The sequence below is a fragment of the Aquimarina aggregata genome (genome assembly GCF_001632745.1).
Lineage (GTDB): Bacteria > Bacteroidota > Bacteroidia > Flavobacteriales > Flavobacteriaceae > Aquimarina > Aquimarina aggregata.
Map to the genome: position 1 here is coordinate 287688 of NZ_LQRT01000024.1, position 17997 is coordinate 305684.

Consider the following 17997-nt stretch of genomic DNA (forward strand, 5'->3'; position numbering starts at 1 on the left):
AGTGTTATGGATTTTAAAACAATTGTTCATAACATTAATACTAGACAAATTGAAACATTTTCTACAGTACAAGAGTTTCGATCAAAAACAGGCATATCTATTTTATCAAGAAAGCATAGAGGACTATATTGGTTATGGACAAATCTGGATTTTTCAACTTTAAAAAAATGTACAACCAAACCTAATACCAAAGAAGTACCCATTGCATCATTAGTTAGCAATAGGGATGGATTAAAAAACATATGTGATCTAAAAAAAGGAAAATTTAGAGTGGTTTATAATGGTATTGGTGGTTATCATAAAACACCACCTTCATTTGGATTACGAGAGCGGATTAATCAGGAATTATATTGTAATGATCCTAGAACGGGGACATTAAATATCCTTAATAGAGATTTTAAACCAGAACATTGGGCAGTTTCATTTTTTGATTTTGACGATCCTTATAATACAGAAATCGTAAACGTATTAAAATCAGAAAATCCATATATAGCATTTGCTAAGGAGTTAGAAACCGTTTGGCGATTAGAATTTGGGATGCCTATTTTATGTAGATATTAGATTGATGTAACAAAAAAAGCTAGTATTTTAGAAGAAGAATGAACGTAAAAGGATAAATAGTATGAGTAATTTCCAATTTTTGCAAAAAGAATTTGATTTCTTATATAAAGAAATCCTTAACGCCGAGAGACATACATTTGTTGAACCTCGATATGCGGCTTTATTATGCAGAAGTGCCATGGAAAAAGCTATTTTCTGGCTTTACAAAAATGATGCAGATTTGGTATTGCCTTACAATACGAAACTGGGAGCTTTATTGCACAATGAAGAGTTCAAAAAAATCCTGAAACAACCTTCTATGTTCAGAGAACTAGATGTGATTCGTCTTACGGGTAACAATGCTGCACACGGCAAACGTGTTAATCAATACGAAGCATTACAATCTTTAAAAAATAGCTTCCGATTCTTATCTTTTATTAGCGTTTATTACAGTATAGAAAATCCAGAAATACAAGTTTTTAATGAAACGCTGATTCCAACAGGAAAAGAGTCAGAAAAAACAATAAAGGAGCTTAAAAAAATTGCAGAGAATCTACAACAAGAACTTGATAATACGAAGGCAGTCTACAAAAAACAATTAGAAGAAATTCAGCAAGATAAAACACTAAAACTAGAACTTCAGCAAAAGGACGATGAATTCAGAATTCGTAAAGAAGCTCGCTTAGAATATATCATTAATGAAACCATAATTCCAGAGCTTACTTCAGAAAAAGAAACACGCATACAGTTAATCGATCTTTTACTTAAAGAAGCAGGATGGGATAATCTAAAAAAAGGTCGAGATATTGAGGTTGAAGTAAAGGGAATGCCATTAACTACGAATCCATCTGGTATTGGTTATGTAGACTATGTATTATGGGGTAAAAATGGGTTGCCACTAGCAGTAGTAGAAGCAAAAAACACATTGCATAGTGCTATCAAAGGAAAACATCAAGCTGTTTTATATGCAGATTGTTTAGAACGGCAATATGGTCAACGTCCTATAATCTATTATTCTAATGGTTTTGAAACGTACATTTGGGATGATACCTTTTATCCAGACAGATTAGTTCAGGGATTCTCTACCCAAGAAGAACTACAATTATATATCGATAGAAGAACATCTAGAAAAGATATAAGAGATTTTAAAGTTAATACTGATATTGTTGGTAGACCATACCAATTAGAAGCGATACAAAGAGTAGCTGAAAACTTTGTTACAAGTAGTGAAGATAAACTAAAAGGGCGTAACAGAAAAGCATTACTAGTTATGGCAACAGGAAGTGGTAAAACAAGAACATCAGCTGCATTAGTTGATATGTTTACCAAATATAACTGGGTAAAAAGAGTACTCTTCTTAGCAGATAGAAATGCTTTGGTAACACAAGCAAAAAATGCTTTTAAAGAACATTTACCGCATTTGTCAGCAATAGATTTGACCAAAGAATCTGAGGATAATGGCACCAGAGTAGTATTTTCAACCTATCCTACGATCATGAATCGAATTGATAGTCTAAAAGTTGAAGACGAACGTTTTTATGGAGTAGGCCATTTTGATTTAATTATCATAGACGAAGCACATCGATCAGTATATCATAAATATAAATCAATTTTTGATTATTTTGACTCACTAGTTATTGGCCTTACAGCTACCCCAAAGAAAGATATAGATATTAATACTTATTCTCTTTTTGAGATAGAAGATGATAATCCCACATTCGCTTATGAACTAAATAAAGCGGTAACAGATGGCTATTTAGTGCCGCCAAAAGCTATAGAAGTTCCTCTTAAGTTTCCGTTAGAAGGAATAAAATATAAAGAGCTTTCAAAAAAAGATAAAAACCAATTTGAAAATCTTTTTGGAGATCCCACAACAGGAGAAGTATTTACTGAAGAAATAGATAAAAATAATTTAAATAAATGGTTGTTTAATGCAGATACAGTAGATAAAGTTTTAGATCATTTGATAGTCAACGGTATAAAAGTAAGTGGTGGTGATAAGCTAGGAAAAACCATCATATTTGCCAAAAATCATAAGCATGCTATTTTTGTTGAGGAACGATTCAATAAAAACTACCCTGAATATAGTGGGACATTTTTAAGAGTAATTGATAATTACACTGATAAAGCGCAAGATGTCCTAGAAAAATTCTGTGATGATAAAGAAGAATTAGAACCCCAAATTGCAGTATCTGTTGACATGATGGATACAGGAGTTGACGCTCCTAGAGTAGTTAATTTAGTGTTTTTTAAACGAGTTCGCTCATACACGAAATACTGGCAAATGATAGGAAGGGGAACAAGGTTGCGACCTAATTTATTCGGCCCAAATATAGACAAAGAGCATTTTGCTATTTTTGATTTTTGTGGAAATTTTGAGTTTTTTGATGAATTTCCTGATGGAATGCCTACGATCATTGCAAAATCAATCTCTCAACAAATATTTGAAACAAAATTAGATATTGTTGTTGCACTTCGTTCAAAATTCGACTCCAATGATGATGAACAACAATTAATAGATATTCATGTGGTGAGCCTATACACTTTAGTATCTCAATTAAATGAAGATCATTATCAAGTTAGAAAATCATGGAAGTTTGTTAAAAAATATAAGATAAAATCAAGCTGGGATATTCTTAGTAATGCCGATATTAATGATATTCTGAATCATTTATCTAATCTGATTTATATAACACAAGGCACAGATGAATTAGCAAAACGATTTGATCTTATTGTTTTAAAGCTTCAACAAGCAATTATAAATAGCAATCGATCTCAAGAGGGATATATTAAAAAAATCTATTCTATAGCACAAGAGCTTTATAAGAAGAAAAATATTCCTGCAGTTTCAGAAAAAATAAATACGATTAAAGTTATACTGGATGAAGAATTCTGGCAACAGATAACATTTTTACAGCTTGAAAAAATTAGAGAAGATATTAGATCCTTGCTTAAGTTTTTAGATTCAGAAAAACAAAGACCAATATATTCAAATTTTGAAGATGTTCTCGATGAAGTAAATATAAATGAGAGAGATATCATGCCAGCATACTCAAGATTACAGTCTTATAAAGATAGAGTTGAAAATTTCGTTCGAAAGAATAAACATCATTTGATTATAGATAAGTTATACAAAAACCTTCCTATTACTGAAAAAGAACTGACACGGCTTGAGTTATTTCTTTTTAGTAATGAATTAGTTTCAAAGGATCATTTCGTTAATGAATATGGTGATCAGCCTTTAGGTAAATTTATTAGAAGTATTATAGGGTTGGATATTGAGGTCACTAATCAACTTTTTAGTGAGCTAATACAGTCTGAAAATTTAAACGCTAATCAAATTACATTTATCAATACAATTATTGGCTATCTCAATAAGAATGGGACAATTGATAAATCTCTACTAACCAAGCCACCATTTAACGAAAAGCATGAAAAAGGGATTATAGGCATTTTTCCAGATGAAGATAAAGTCGTAAGAATCATTTCTATTATCGATCATATTAATAGAAATGCGGATGTCGGTTGATACACAGAATTAATTACTATTTTTAATTTCTAAAAGTGGTAATATAAAAACTACTTAAAAATAGATTAAGATGAGAGCAACAGATGATTACCTTTTAGAATTTCTGGAGTCAAAAAGAGATTTATTTATAATCCCTGTTTATCAAAGAAACTATGATTGGAAAATAAAAAACTGTCAAAAGTTATTTGATGATGTTGTTAATCTAAAACTTAAAAATCTTGATTCTTACTTTGTTGGGTCAATTGTTACTTACCCAAACAATTCTAAAAGTCGAGATTCTAGACTTGCGGAAAAACTTATCATTGATGGACAGCAACGAATTACTACTTTGTTTCTAATTTTATTAGCATTAAGGGATCAAATTGAAGAAAATCATTTAGATCAGTATAAAGATATTTTGACTGCTGTAGAATCAATAATTCTTAATATTCAAGATAAAAAATTGAAGTTAAAATCAGTTAAATCTGATGATGAAGCCTTACAGAATATTATTAAAAAAGAGAGCAGTGATAAATTTAACTTATCTAATATTCTTATTAATTACACTTTTTTTAAAAATGCTATTAATGAAAGTAAACTTACTCCTTCAGAAATATTAGATTCTCTATATAAATTACAAATTGTCAATATAACTCTTGAAAAAGACAAAGACAACCCTCAATTAATATTCGAAAGCCTCAATTCAACGGGTGTTGATTTATCTGCAGCAGATCTGATTAGGAATTTTTTACTTATGGAGTTATCAGGATCAGAACAAGAAGATTTCTATTTTAAGTATTGGCAAAAAATAGAGGATCTAACTCAATTTAGAGTACAAGATTTAATTAGACATTATCTTACATTAAAAACAAAGAAAATACCAAAGAAAAATGATAAGTCTTTATATGAAAGCTTCAAAGCATTCTTCATACTAGAAGATATCTCTAAGGAAAACTTCTTAAAAGAACTATTAAAGTTTTCAAATTACTACTCTTCAATAGTTTTTGCGAATCATAGTAATAAACAAATAGCTGAAATTTTAAGGCAATTCAAAAAAATTGAAGTAAGTGTTTCATATCCTTATTTATTATCTCTTTGGAATAAGCTTGATAATGATGAAGTAAAAATCGAACAAGTGATTGAAAGCTTAAAAGTAATTGAGTCTTTCATAATTCGAAGAATAATCTGTGAAGTACCAACAAGTGCTCTGAATAAGATATTTATGAATTTACCTTATGAAATAGCGCATCCTAAACTTAAGGAGGTCAGTTATGAAGAGAGATTGAAATATTGTCTTTGTAGAAAAAAGTCAAGTCAAAGATTTCCTGAAGACAAAGAGTTTTATGAAAGCTTTATTTCTAAAAATGTATATAAAATGAAACCAAAAAATAAGATTTATATAATTGAAGCTATAGAAAATCATGATAATAAGGAACGCGTAGATATTGAGAATTTATTATTGGAAAAACAAATATCAATTGAGCATATTATGCCTCAAAAACTTAATTCTAAATGGAAAAAAGAGCTTGGTAATAATTATATTAAAATTCACGAAGATTATTTACATAAAATAGGAAATCTCACTTTAACTGCTTTTAACTCGGCTATGGGGAATAAATCGTTTGATGAAAAGAAAAATAAGGGGTTTATGGATAGTAGGTTTAAATTAAATAAATCTCTAGCAAAATCTAAAAAATGGACGGAAAGGGAAATAATAAGTAGGGGAGAATTACTTTCAGACATAGCACTTAAAAGATGGAAATACCATAATAGTAGCAAAACTGTAATACAGGAACTTGAAAATGAAACGTTTTATGAATTAAGTAATTCAGATGATTTTTCTGGAAAAAAGGTTGAGAAGATAGAATTTTTCGGAAATGAATTTACAATTACAGGAGGACATTGGAGGACAATGTATCAAGTTGTTTGTGAAGAATTATATAATCTAGCCCCTCAAATATTTACCTCTTTACTAAATGATGCTAACTTTGGTACTGGTTACAGGAAATTTATTTCGACCACTATTACTGAATTAAGCAGACCTGTTGAAGTTGGTAAAAATTTATGGTTAGAAGGTAATCTAAGTGCAGCATCAATATGTAAATGGATAGCTTATATACTATCTATATATGATTTAGATGAATCTGAATTGCAAATATATTTAAAAGAAAAAGGAAAGGAAAAAAATCAAATAAGTATCAATTTCTGAATTACTTTTTTGTCTAAAACCTCTCAAGAATCGACTCTAATCTCTCCATTCTTTCTTGCACTCCTCCTCTGGCAGACCGAAGTTGTATGATCTCAAAATCAGAACCATCTTCATCAACAAAGCATTGAGTGGTAATTAACCAATTGTCCTGACCAACAGGATCTACCAAATCGTTTTTGATCAGATAGAGTATGAAAAATCGTAGATACACTTTTTTACCTACCCAAACTAACCTTTTATTTTTAGCTATTTTTTGATTAGAAAATAGCTTTTCAAAAGTTGCGAAACTAGATTTCCCTTTCATAAAACCATAATCCATCAGATCCTGAAACAATTCTTTAAACTCATGTTTACGAGTCGTGAAATATCTTGGATTAGATTGTAAAGCAGTTAGTTTAAAAGAATGAAAGATCCCTGGAGCACGCGTTCTCTTCTTTATGCTCTTTGGGGATTGATTTTCTTTTTTCTCGGGCACTACTTGAGTGGTAGTCTCTATAAATTTCCTGGTAAGTTGTGCTACTTTGGTAGATAAAAACTGATCTTCATATTGTAGTAAAACAAGCTCCAAAAATTCTTTAAACTCGGATTTATTATTCTCAAAACTACTTTCCAAATGATGATTAAGAAATTCTTTAAGATGTTTTAATCCCAAATTATATTGCCGAAGCTTTAAAGCATACCAATAATCAAAATCAGAATCTTCCTTTTTTATAATGATATTTTGACCGTATTGGTATAAATCATCTCTGGAAACAAAATAACCTAAAGAGACTAATGCTTGTAAATCTGTAGCATTCAGAAATCGCTCAACTTTTGAGCGATAATAGCGAATCATATCTTCAGAATATTGTGAACCATCGTACGTTACAGAGGGTCTTCCTCTCTCAATAGTCATGGTTCTTATTTTTTCTAGAGAAGATGCTAGTAATTGTTCGTTTGTCTTGCCATCTAAAAATAATCCGCTCTCAAATTCCCAAATATCTCCCACATCAATAGGGAAATAGGTAAAACAAGGTTCCATCATGTATATAAAAATGTAATTTTAACTGGGTAGGCAATCTGCAAAAGCAGATTCAATAATAAGAAAAAACAAAGAATAATCCTCAAAATTCTTTGTAAAAACAAGGGATTTTGTATGCAAATCGTATGCACATTAAAAAAGCCTTTGCGAGATAAAACTCTGCAAAGGCTTGTTTTTACTAGTGGTCCCACTTGGGCTCGAACCAAGGACCCCCTGATTATGAGTCAGGTGCTCTAACCAGCTGAGCTATGGGACCTAAAACGGAGGGCAAATTTAATGATTTGATATAAACACGCCAAACATTTTTTTCTATTATTTTAAGTATTCTCTATTCTTGGGATACTTATTTATGCTAACCCGCTGTGATAAAGGGTTTAAGTATATCTTATTTTGGAGCCTCCTGACATAATTCTACCAAAACACCACTAGTTGTTTTAGGGTGAATAAAAGCAACCAATTTATTATCGGCTCCTTTTTTAGGAGTTTTATTAAGGATCTGAAATCCCTCTTTCTCCAGTCGATCAAGTTCTGCCACGATATCATCAACATCAAAAGCGATATGGTGTATGCCCTCTCCTTTTTTGGCGATAAATTTGCCAATCGGGCCTTCTTCATCGGTACTAGCAAGAAGTTCTATCTTGTTTTCACCAACTTTAAAAAAAGAAGTAATTACAGATTCACTAGCAACAACCTCTTGTTTATAAGGAGCAACACCCAGTAATTTCTCGTATAATGTATTAGCCGCATCAATATCTTTTACGGCAATACCAAGGTGTTCTATTTTATTAATATGATTCATATACTAAATACATTTAAGTACAACTCCGACAAAAGTACAATTAATCTCATTGAACTTGTCTTGAGAAGCGGTTTTGAACCGAAAAGTTTGGCTTTTGTATCATTAATAAAGTTGATTTTTTTCAACATAGCCTTGGTTACATCGAAAAAAATCAACAAAATTAGGGCGCAAAATGTGAATTTTGCAGGCAAAAGCATTACTTAAGACAAGTTTATCTAACTTGTCTTAGGCAGTCGTCTAAAATCGACGCAATTTTGCATCATAAAATGGTATTAATACGTATTTTTGTGCCTATGGAAACAAATAGACAGAAAAAAATTGCTGGAGTATTACAACGTGATGTAGCCGATGTGATACAACTAGCTTTACGTGAGGCAGGAGTACATGGGATTTTGGTTTCTGTAACCAAAGTAAGCGTCACCACAGATTTATCGATTGCAAAAGTGTATATGAGTGTTTTTCCGCATGTAGAAGGAGAAAATGTATTAAAAGAAGTAAACGCAGTAAAATCACAGATTAAACACCAAGTTGCACAGCGTACAAAACACCAATTACGACGCACGCCAGAAATGTCTTATTTTATCGATGACTCTTTAGAATATATTGCAAATATCGAAAAAGCAGTAAAAGGAGATGATAATCCTATCCAAAATCCAGATCTTTTAGAAAAACGTAAAAAGAAATAAGGTTTACTATTCTCTTTATTCTGTTATCTTTAGTCCTAAATTGGTATTAAGTTAATCTTTAACAAAGCGTTGAATTTTTCATATTACATCGCCAAGCGGTATTTATTTTCACCAGGGAGTAGCAATGCTATTAATATTATTACGGGGATTGCAGCGGCCGGTGTAGTTATAGGAGCAATGTCCTTGTTTTTGGTACTTACAGGATTTGCAGGGCTTAAAGATTTTAGCCTTCAGTTTTCTACTTATTTTGATCCTGATCTTAAGGTTTTTCCAACTAGCGGAAAAACATTTACGTTTACCCAATCTCAAAAAGAACAACTTAGCAAGTTAGAAGATGTACTGCATTTTTCTGAAATTGTAGAAGAACGCGTTTTTTTAGAATTTAGAGATAAACAAAAAATGGCATCTATAAAAGGAGTAGATACAAACTATAAAAAAGTAATCCAAACAGATAGTATTGTCGTTTATGGTGAGTGGTTAACCGAAAATGATTATCAGGTAGTAGCAGGCAATGGTATAAGTCGAGAATTAAGTATGGGTGTAGAACCTACATATACTAATCTGTTAAGTATCTATGCTCCAAAACCAGGAAAAGGAATCCCTACAGGCACCGATCTTTCAAAGGCTATTAGAGTAGAAAAAGTGGTCAATGTTGGTATTTATAGCGTAAATGAAGAACTAGATGAACAGTATATTTTTGCCACTACGCCATTAGTACGTAAATTATTGGGGTTATCAGAAGACAAAGTAACACATATAGAACTTAAATTGGCACCAAATGCCAGTCCAAATGATGTAGTAGAGCAATTACAAATTATTTTTGAAGATAATGTGGTTGTAAAAAATAGAGTACAGCTCAATGATAAGCTTTATAAAATGCTAAATACCGAGAACCTAGTTTCTTATCTTGTAATTACATTAATCGCAGTTATCGCATTGTTTAATGTAGCAGGGGCAATTATCATGATGATTATCGATAAAAAAAGCAATGTAAAAACATTGTATAATGTGGGTGCATCATTAACCAATATCCGAAAAATATTCTTATTTCAAGGATCACTAATGACCGTCCTTGGGGCGTTACTAGGATTGGTATTAGGCTTTATAATTATTGTACTACAACAACAATTTGGGTTATTAATGATCACACCATCATTACCCTATCCTACACGGATCACTTTTATGAGTTTTATTATCGTATTTTTTACCATTACTACAATAGGATTTATTGCATCTTTATTGGCATCTAGCAGAATAAACCAGAAACTGGTAGCTTAAGATCACATTTTGGGCGTTCGAGCGGGCTATTCGCTTATACTCCTCGATAAATTGATCGCTTTGCTTAGGATAACAATTTTTCTGTGGGGTAACCACTACTATCCCTAACGCAATTCTAATAGTTTGTAAATTAAGTAACTATTTAGTAATTCAATCGTATTTTTTACTTTTGAAATTGGTTGTAGAAAACTAAATTAATATGAATTTAAGCAGCATCCCAAGAGATCTTAAAACGGTTATAGACTCAGAAAGAGTAGATTTTTTTGTTAAAAGTAAAAGAAACCATCCCAAAAAAAAGGCAATAGCTATTTTGTTATTTGCCATTTTCTGGAGCGGGTTTGTAAGTGTTTTTGTTGTTGCTTTTTTTGGCCCACTATTTAAGAAAGGAGAAGTACATTTTACATCTAATGGTAATCCTAGAGTGGCAAGTCTTGATAATTTAGAAGATTTGTTATTCCCGGCATTACTCATAGGTTTATTTGCTCTAGTAGGTATAGCAATGTTGATTTGGGGGATATCGATTTTATATCAAAAAGGAGGGTATTTTGTAGGAACCGAAAGTAGGTTAATAAAATATAGAAAAGGTACAATAGACATAAAAGATTGGGAACAGTTCTCTGGTAATATTCAGATCAAAAAAAATGGAATGTCTGGTACTATTCAATTAGAATTAAGAACAGGTAAAATGCAAAACCGCAAAAATAGCTCGGCTAAATTTGTACCTGATACGATTTTTATTTCGGGAATCAATAATGTATTTGATATTGAAAAAAAGTGCAGACTTAGAATTCAAGAAAATGACCCAACACCGAGAATAAAAACAGATAATTATAGCTAGTTGCCAATTAATTTGTGTTCAAATAATAAGTAGCGTCAAGTTTAAGCAAACTCAAATCCAGCAAATTTATCCTGAATTTCATCAAAAGCGGCAAATACATCTTTTGAATCATCGCTAGTTACCATTTTCATTCGGTATTCTTTAAAGTGAGGTATCCCTTTAAAATAATTGGTATAATGTCTTCGAGTCTCAAAAACACCAAGTTTTTCTCCTTTCCAGTCGATAGCCATTTGTAGATGTCTTCTGGCAGCGATAACACGTTCTTCTATAGTAGGTGGAGATAAATGTTCTCCTGTTTTAAAATAATGCTTTACTTCTTTAAAAAACCAAGGATATCCAATGCTAGCTCTACCAATCATAGCACCATCTAACCCATATTGATCACGCATTTCCATGGCGCGTTCTGGGGTGTCAACATCCCCATTACCAAATACAGGAATATGCATTCTTGGGTTATTTTTTACCTCGGCAATCGGTTTCCAGTCGGCATTTCCTTTGTACATCTGCGCTCTGGTTCTACCATGAATAGCAATAGCTTTGGCTCCTACATCCTGTAATCGCTCTGCAACTTCTACAATACGTATCGAATCATGATCCCAGCCTAATCTGGTTTTTACTGTAACAGGTAATTTAGTATGCTCTACCATGGCTTTGGTTAGTGAAACCATGAGATCAATATCTTTAAGGATCCCTGCTCCGGCACCTTTACTCACTACTTTTTTTACAGGACAACCAAAATTGATATCAATAATATCCGGACCAGAGGCTTCTACAATTTCGATCGATTTTAACATCGATTCTAAATTAGCTCCAAAAATCTGAATACCCACTGGGCGCTCTTTTTCGTAGATATCTAGTTTCATTACACTTTTGGCAGCATCACGAATTAATCCTTCACTAGAAATAAACTCGGTATATACCACATCAGCTCCTTGTTCCTTGCATAATGCACGAAACGGAGGATCACTTACATCTTCCATAGGTGCTAAAAGCAATGGAAAATCTCCTACATTTATATCTCCTATCTTGGCCACAGTAATAATTTTGGCGTAAAATTACGTAAAACCCAGAAGGTTTTCAAAACCTTCTGGGTTTGAAGTGGTAAAAATACCTTAGGAGATGATATAAACCTTCTAAAATCAATTATATTTGCAAGTCATTACAGTAGTGGAAACTGCGTAAGGGATTGCAGTGGCATCCTTTTTTAGTTATCATACTGAGCTTGTCTAAGTAGACAACTAAAAAAGATATAACGAAAAGCCCGACCCACCAAAGTGGGTGACGCCCTAAAATTGAATTTACAATAGATGAAGAACATAAGAAATTTTTGCATTATTGCACATATTGATCATGGTAAAAGTACCCTAGCAGATCGACTTTTAGATTTTACGGGATCTGTAACTGCTCGTGAGGCGCAAGCACAATTACTGGATAGTATGGATTTGGAGCGTGAACGCGGAATTACTATAAAAAGTCATGCTATACAGATGGAGTATACACACAAAGGTGAAGATTATATCCTGAACCTGATCGATACTCCTGGTCACGTAGATTTTTCTTATGAGGTTTCTCGTTCTATTGCAGCATGTGAAGGAGCGCTACTTATAGTTGATGCAGCCCAAAGCATACAAGCACAAACAATTTCTAACCTATATCTGGCGTTAGAAAATGATCTTGAGATTATTCCTGTTTTAAACAAGGTAGATTTGCCAAGTGCTAACCCAGAGGAAGTTACAGATGATATTGTTGATCTTTTAGGTTGTGATGAAGAAGAAGTAATCCCTGCTAGTGCAAAAACGGGTATTGGGATCGAAGAAATCTTAACAGCTATTATAGAACGTATTCCTGCACCAACGGGTAATCCCGATGAACCTTTGCAGGCTCTTATTTTTGATTCGGTTTACAATTCGTTTAGAGGAGTAGAAACCTATTTTAAAGTAGTAAATGGTGAGATCAAAAAAGGGCAACAGATTAAATTTGTTGCTACTGGTAAAAACTACTCTGCTGATGAGGTTGGTACATTAAAATTAAATCAGGAGGTTAAGCAAGTTATAAAAACTGGTGATGTAGGATATCTAATTACGGGGATCAAAGATGCTCGTGAAGTAAAAGTAGGAGATACAATTACTGATGCTAAAACGCCTACTCAAAATGCAATTGAAGGGTTCGAAGATGTAAAACCTATGGTATTTGCCGGGATTTACCCCGTAGATACAGAAGATTATGAAGAGTTACGTTCTTCTATGGAAAAACTACAGCTTAATGATGCGTCTTTGGTATTTGTACCAGAGAGCTCTGCCGCTTTAGGTTTTGGATTTAGATGTGGATTCTTAGGAATGTTGCATATGGAGATTATACAGGAACGATTAGAACGTGAGTTTAATATGACCGTTATTACTACCGTACCTAACGTATCTTATCATGCATTTACACACAAAAATCCAGACGATATTATTATCGTAAATAACCCATCAGATTTACCCGATCCTTCATCTATGAACCGTGTAGAGGAGCCTTATATAAAGGCTACAATTATTACGAAGTCAGATTTTGTAGGTTCGGTGATGTCTTTGTGTATAGAAAAACGTGGTGAGATCACGAATCAAACCTATTTAACTACAGAGCGAGTAGAACTTACTTTTGATATGCCATTGGCAGAAATTGTTTTTGACTTTTATGATCGTTTAAAAACAGTATCCAAAGGGTATGCTTCTTTTGATTATACACCTATCGGTCTTCGTTCTTCTAAGTTGGTAAAAGTAGATATTTTGCTTAACGGTAATATCGTTGATGCACTATCTGCATTATTACATAAAGATAATGCCTATGATATTGGTAAAAAGATTTGTGAGAAATTAAAAGAACTTATCCCGAGACAACAATTTGATATTCCGATCCAGGCCGCAATTGGGGCTAAATTTATAGCCCGAGAAACAGTAAAGGCATTGCGTAAAGATGTAACTGCTAAATGTTACGGAGGAGATATTTCTCGTAAACGTAAACTACTAGAAAAACAGAAAAAAGGGAAGAAGCGTATGCGTCAGGTAGGAAATGTTGAAATACCGCAAGAAGCGTTTATGGCAGTACTAAAACTGAATGATTAAAAAATAGGATTTTACGTACATTATTTTGATGAATTAGGATAAAAAGTTATTTTTTTAGGATTAAATGCATTTTGTATTGATGTTTTTATATCTTTGTTGCTGTATATAACCCCAAAGATTTTATACTTATGCAAAACTTTTTTCAGTCTAAAATACCCGTTTATGTATATTTTTTAGTGATTTCTATAGTGTTAGCTTGCATATCTTAAATCGATAGTTTTCATAATACACCTTTTCTATTACTTGTCCCGAGTTACAAGAATAGAGTGCTATGTCAAATTTACGCTTGGCTTTTGTTTGAGGGTTGAGGTCTAAAGTGTGTATAATACCTTCATTACAAGACTAGAAGTTCTATATCATAGAATTCTGATTTGGTCAATATTCTTCTATAAAATCTTGATTTCATACAAGATTAAAAAAACAATTTCGTAAATTTAGTAAGCTTTTGTAAATCAAAATTTTATATGATTTTGATTGCTTTATAAAAGTAAAATCTTAAAACCTAAAAAGGAGTACTGATGCATACACATATAGATAAATCTCAAGATAATAAATCTAAGTCAGTAGTACCTACTGTTGCTCAAAAAAAAGAACATCATTCCGGAACATTTCAGTTTGTTGATAATCGATCAGATACGATGCAATTGCAGAGACTTCAAGAAATGGCAAACAATAGTACACATAATAAACATGCAGTTCAACTAAAAGCAACGGTTAATAACAATACTACAATACAGAAGCAAGCTTTAGAAGAAGAGGAACCCTTACAGGGAAAGTTTAAGACAATACAAAAACAAGGACTTGAAGAAGAAGAATTGGTGCAGGGTAAATTTGAAACTATACAGCAGCAAGCTTTAGAAGAGGAGGAGCCATTACAAGGAAAGTTTAAGACGATACAAAGAGTAGCAGAAACCGAATCACCCTCCCGAACTTTATCTATCCAAAAAAAAGAAAACAATACAGGATTACCCGATACTTTAAAATCAGGGATCGAAAACCTATCTGGATATGCAATGGATGATGTAAAAGTGCATTATAACTCTAATAAACCATCACAATTGCAAGCACACGCTTATGCACAAGGTACCGATATACACTTAGCATCTGGACAAGAAAAACATTTACCGCACGAGGCTTGGCATGTGGTACAACAAAAGCAAGGAAGAGTGCAACCCACAATGCAGATGAAAGGGAAAATAAATATAAATGATGATGCTGGATTAGAAAAAGAGGCCGATGTAATGGGAGAGAAAGCTTTGCAGATTAAGAATGATTATGAAGAATCTATTCCGCAATTTAAGAGGCAAGGTATTGTTGGTACAGAATCACAAATTAAAAAAAAAACTCTCGATTAGTAGTACCTACCGTTAAAGAACCAGTACAGCTAAAAGTTAATTCAATTTATCAAGAAAGAACGATTCAAGTCTTCATTGAAAAGCTACAATCAAAAAAGAAACTTATCCAAGAAATCGATCCGGGAGCATCTGATCTTAGTGGTGAAATTCAAAAATTGAACAGTGCATTTTCAGCAATGATTAAGAGTAAAATCGATTTTGGCACTTTTGATTTAGATAATGAACAGCATTTTAGTACATTCTATTTTCATATAAGAAAAATAATATCTAGTGGTGGAGTTTCTGATATTGAAGAAGAAGAACAGACAGTAAAGGAACAAAGGTGGGCTGCTAAAAAACAAAAGTCTCCAAAACCAGAAAACACATTTGAAACAGCGATAGTTGGAGCAGGAGCTGCGGCTGCTTATCATCTTACTTCTTTGGGAAAATCACATGATTTCTCAAATACACTACTCATTGGAACACAACAACCATGGAAAGTTACCCGTGGTCCAGGAAAAATAGGACACCCTCTTCACATGATTACACCTTTTCGGGATATCCTTAACCTTGAAGATGAAGATTTTGCTGACCGAAATGACTTTTCTGACTTACTAACTAAAGTATTTAGAGAGTTGATTCCAGAAGATAATTGGAAACAAACTCTTGTATCTGCTGTAAATAAGATTAAAATTACTGAAACTTTCTACAAAATTAGTGCTGGTGATACTGATTATTATGCCCAAAAAGTAATATATGCAATCGGTGCAGGGCCACACCTTGAACCTAGTAAAATTAATCGTCATGAACCAAAAGATACAAACGCTTCTCGAATAATGGACATGGATCGATTTACTCGTACAAAGGCAGGTGTTGAAGAAACTTTACCACTAGGCGTAACACAAAAAGATCCTGGTGATGTGAATGTGATAGTAGTTGGCCCAAACGCAGGTATTGATGTTGTATCTGATGTTAAACAGCGAGGGTATAAAGTGCAATGGTTGGTAGGTAGTAAAGCTCCACGGTTTTTTCAAGGAACTCCTAATGAGCTTGCACGACTTGCCTATGAAAAGGAAAACGCAGGATATATTGGTTATTATGATTCGGCTATAGAATCAAGTAATGGTGTAGATGTTATCTATACAAACCCAAGAACAAAAAAAGTAGAAGGAACTCTTAAAGGTGACTTACTTGTTTATGCTATTGGCCCTGATATGGATGCTCCTGGCGGGCCACGAAGTATACTTAGCAAAGACATTCAAAAATCACTAAGACCAGATTATGATGATAATCAACGGTTTCAATCTTCTGATGAAACAGAACCCGTAATGACTGTATTGGGGCTCAAGACTCCACCACAACATAAACCTGCCCATCATCAATTAGATGGTCATGCTAAAGGGCTTGTCAGAATGGCGACTACGTACAATCAACTCATTTATGATGTCGTTAAACATAAACATGGTGTTGATATTGGGCGAATGATGAATGGAATTGCACAGGAGTATAATGACATGCTGACAGGACATGAAAATAGTGATGAAAAAACTTTAAACATAGGGTTTAATTTTAGTGAGGTTTATCGGACAATTGAAGATTTTAGGAGAATATGGGAGAGAGATCAGGAGATCGAAAACCCTACTGAGGCTATGGTTAACGTAATTGACCAATTTCAGGATGAACTTAATGAAGCTGTTAAAGATGCAATATATTACAATCGTGAACATGATGCCATGCAAGACAAAAATGATGATACTTCATTACAGGTTATTGGTGCTTCGGCATTTCGCTTAGGAGCAGAGGTAGAAGAAGACTATATCGATCGAGAAGGTATATTTGCCCGTGATGGGTATCATGAACTTACAAAATTGCGAGAGATTTATCATGATCTCGATCCGTTAGAAGGAAGTGAAGAAAATGTAAAGATCGGACGTATGATTGGTTATATGATGGATGAAGTTTGTGAAGAATTTGCTAATACCCTCCCAGATTTCCGTGAAGAAATTATGGTAAACTTGTTATTTGCCGACCGCAGTCAGGATATTCACGATCTCGCAAAAATGGGAACATTAACGGAAGGGTATGCAAATGCAATCAATAAATTCTTGAATGCTATACAAAGTGGAACCAGAGCCTTACTTAGATATAATCGCGCTGCTATTTATTGGACGAAAGCTATGAAAACTAAAGGCAGGCGAGGAGATACAACTACTGCTACATCTGGTATGAAAGGTATACCTGATTCTTTGCCAATGAATATGCTTGTGGCCGAACAATTGACCCCAATTCGAGCTGCAACTGCTTCTAAAAATGCTCATGTTTCTTCTTTTTCTGAAACTGGAGTTAACTTTACCGTTGATGACCAAACCGAGATTCGAGTGCATATTGCTACCCACTACCCTGGTATTCCAGAAAAAACAGCAGATGAAGTCGCACTACAAATTGTTGATGATCGAAAACGTAAAGATCAGGAAGCTCCACTACCACTCATGGAAACCGAAGATGATATTCAAACAATGAAATCCCGAACGCATCGAGCTCGTAAGTTTCAACAAAAATGGGAGACACATCTCCGAAGATTGAATCTATTGTAATGAGTATATTTTTTTCTGGAATTTTCCTTAAGGTTTTATTTACTAATGTTTAGTAAGTAAAATTAATTGTGTTAAAACGAAAAAAT

General features: G+C 33.2%; 12 protein-coding genes and 1 tRNA gene. 9 read left to right on the forward strand and 4 right to left on the reverse strand.

Features of this window, described 5'->3' with window-relative positions; genetic code table 11:
- The first annotated feature begins 6 nt into the window (after positions 1–6).
- The 3 genes from AWE51_RS16505 to AWE51_RS16515 all read left to right on the forward strand — a co-directional run bounded on the left by AWE51_RS16505 (position 7) and on the right by AWE51_RS16515 (position 6257).
- On the forward strand, positions 7–561 hold the full coding sequence (locus AWE51_RS16505) for a hypothetical protein (RefSeq protein WP_066315524.1): 555 nt from the start codon (positions 7–9) through the stop codon (positions 559–561).
- Between the two features lie 61 nt (positions 562–622).
- A complete protein-coding gene (locus tag AWE51_RS16510; protein ID WP_066315526.1) occupies positions 623–4069 on the forward strand; it encodes a DEAD/DEAH box helicase family protein in 3447 nt (1148 codons plus the stop codon).
- 70 nt (positions 4070–4139) lie between these two features.
- Positions 4140–6257 (forward strand): DUF262 domain-containing protein, encoded by a 2118-nt coding sequence (locus AWE51_RS16515; RefSeq protein ID WP_066315529.1) that lies wholly within the window; start codon positions 4140–4142, stop codon positions 6255–6257.
- Between the two features lie 13 nt (positions 6258–6270).
- Here the strand turns inward: AWE51_RS16515 and AWE51_RS16520 are convergent, their stop codons facing one another.
- The 3 genes from AWE51_RS16520 to mce form a co-directional block, all read right to left on the reverse strand.
- On the reverse strand, positions 6271–7281 hold the full coding sequence (locus AWE51_RS16520) for a hypothetical protein (protein WP_157766140.1): 1011 nt from the start codon (positions 7279–7281) through the stop codon (positions 6271–6273).
- 179 nt (positions 7282–7460) lie between these two features.
- A tRNA-Ile gene (locus AWE51_RS16525) sits at positions 7461–7534 on the reverse strand.
- A 129-nt stretch (positions 7535–7663) separates the two neighbouring features.
- The gene (gene mce, locus AWE51_RS16530) at positions 7664–8068 is read right to left on the reverse strand and encodes a methylmalonyl-CoA epimerase (RefSeq protein ID WP_198403847.1); all 405 of its coding nucleotides are present in this window, start codon (positions 8066–8068) and stop codon (positions 7664–7666) included.
- Between the two features lie 302 nt (positions 8069–8370).
- On the opposite strand from mce, the gene rbfA reads away from it, so the two are divergent.
- The 3 genes from rbfA (at position 8371) to AWE51_RS16545 (ending at position 10879) form a co-directional block, all read left to right on the forward strand.
- A complete protein-coding gene (gene rbfA, locus AWE51_RS16535) occupies positions 8371–8763 on the forward strand; it encodes a 30S ribosome-binding factor RbfA (protein WP_066316348.1) in 393 nt (130 codons plus the stop codon).
- 69 nt (positions 8764–8832) lie between these two features.
- On the forward strand, positions 8833–10041 hold the full coding sequence (locus tag AWE51_RS16540; RefSeq protein ID WP_066315535.1) for an ABC transporter permease: 1209 nt from the start codon (positions 8833–8835) through the stop codon (positions 10039–10041).
- Positions 10042–10240: 199 nt separating this feature from the next.
- Positions 10241–10879 carry a hypothetical protein gene (locus tag AWE51_RS16545; protein ID WP_066315536.1) on the forward strand — a complete coding sequence of 213 codons (639 nt, stop codon included), beginning with the start codon at positions 10241–10243 and terminating at the stop codon, positions 10877–10879.
- Positions 10880–10920: 41 nt separating this feature from the next.
- Here AWE51_RS16545 and dusB read toward each other — a convergent pair whose 3' ends face one another.
- The gene (gene dusB, locus AWE51_RS16550) at positions 10921–11913 is read right to left on the reverse strand and encodes a tRNA dihydrouridine synthase DusB (RefSeq protein WP_066315538.1); all 993 of its coding nucleotides are present in this window, start codon (positions 11911–11913) and stop codon (positions 10921–10923) included.
- Between the two features lie 273 nt (positions 11914–12186).
- Here dusB and lepA point away from each other — a divergent pair, with 273 nt between their 5' ends.
- From lepA to AWE51_RS16565, 3 genes are all read left to right on the forward strand, one after another.
- A complete protein-coding gene (gene lepA / locus AWE51_RS16555) occupies positions 12187–13983 on the forward strand; it encodes a translation elongation factor 4 (RefSeq protein ID WP_066315540.1) in 1797 nt (598 codons plus the stop codon).
- Between the two features lie 518 nt (positions 13984–14501).
- On the forward strand, positions 14502–15338 hold the full coding sequence (locus AWE51_RS16560) for an eCIS core domain-containing protein (RefSeq protein ID WP_066315549.1): 837 nt from the start codon (positions 14502–14504) through the stop codon (positions 15336–15338).
- Positions 15339–15514: 176 nt separating this feature from the next.
- On the forward strand, positions 15515–17911 hold the full coding sequence (locus tag AWE51_RS16565) for a hypothetical protein (protein ID WP_066315552.1): 2397 nt from the start codon (positions 15515–15517) through the stop codon (positions 17909–17911).
- The last annotated feature ends 86 nt before the right edge of the window (positions 17912–17997 follow it).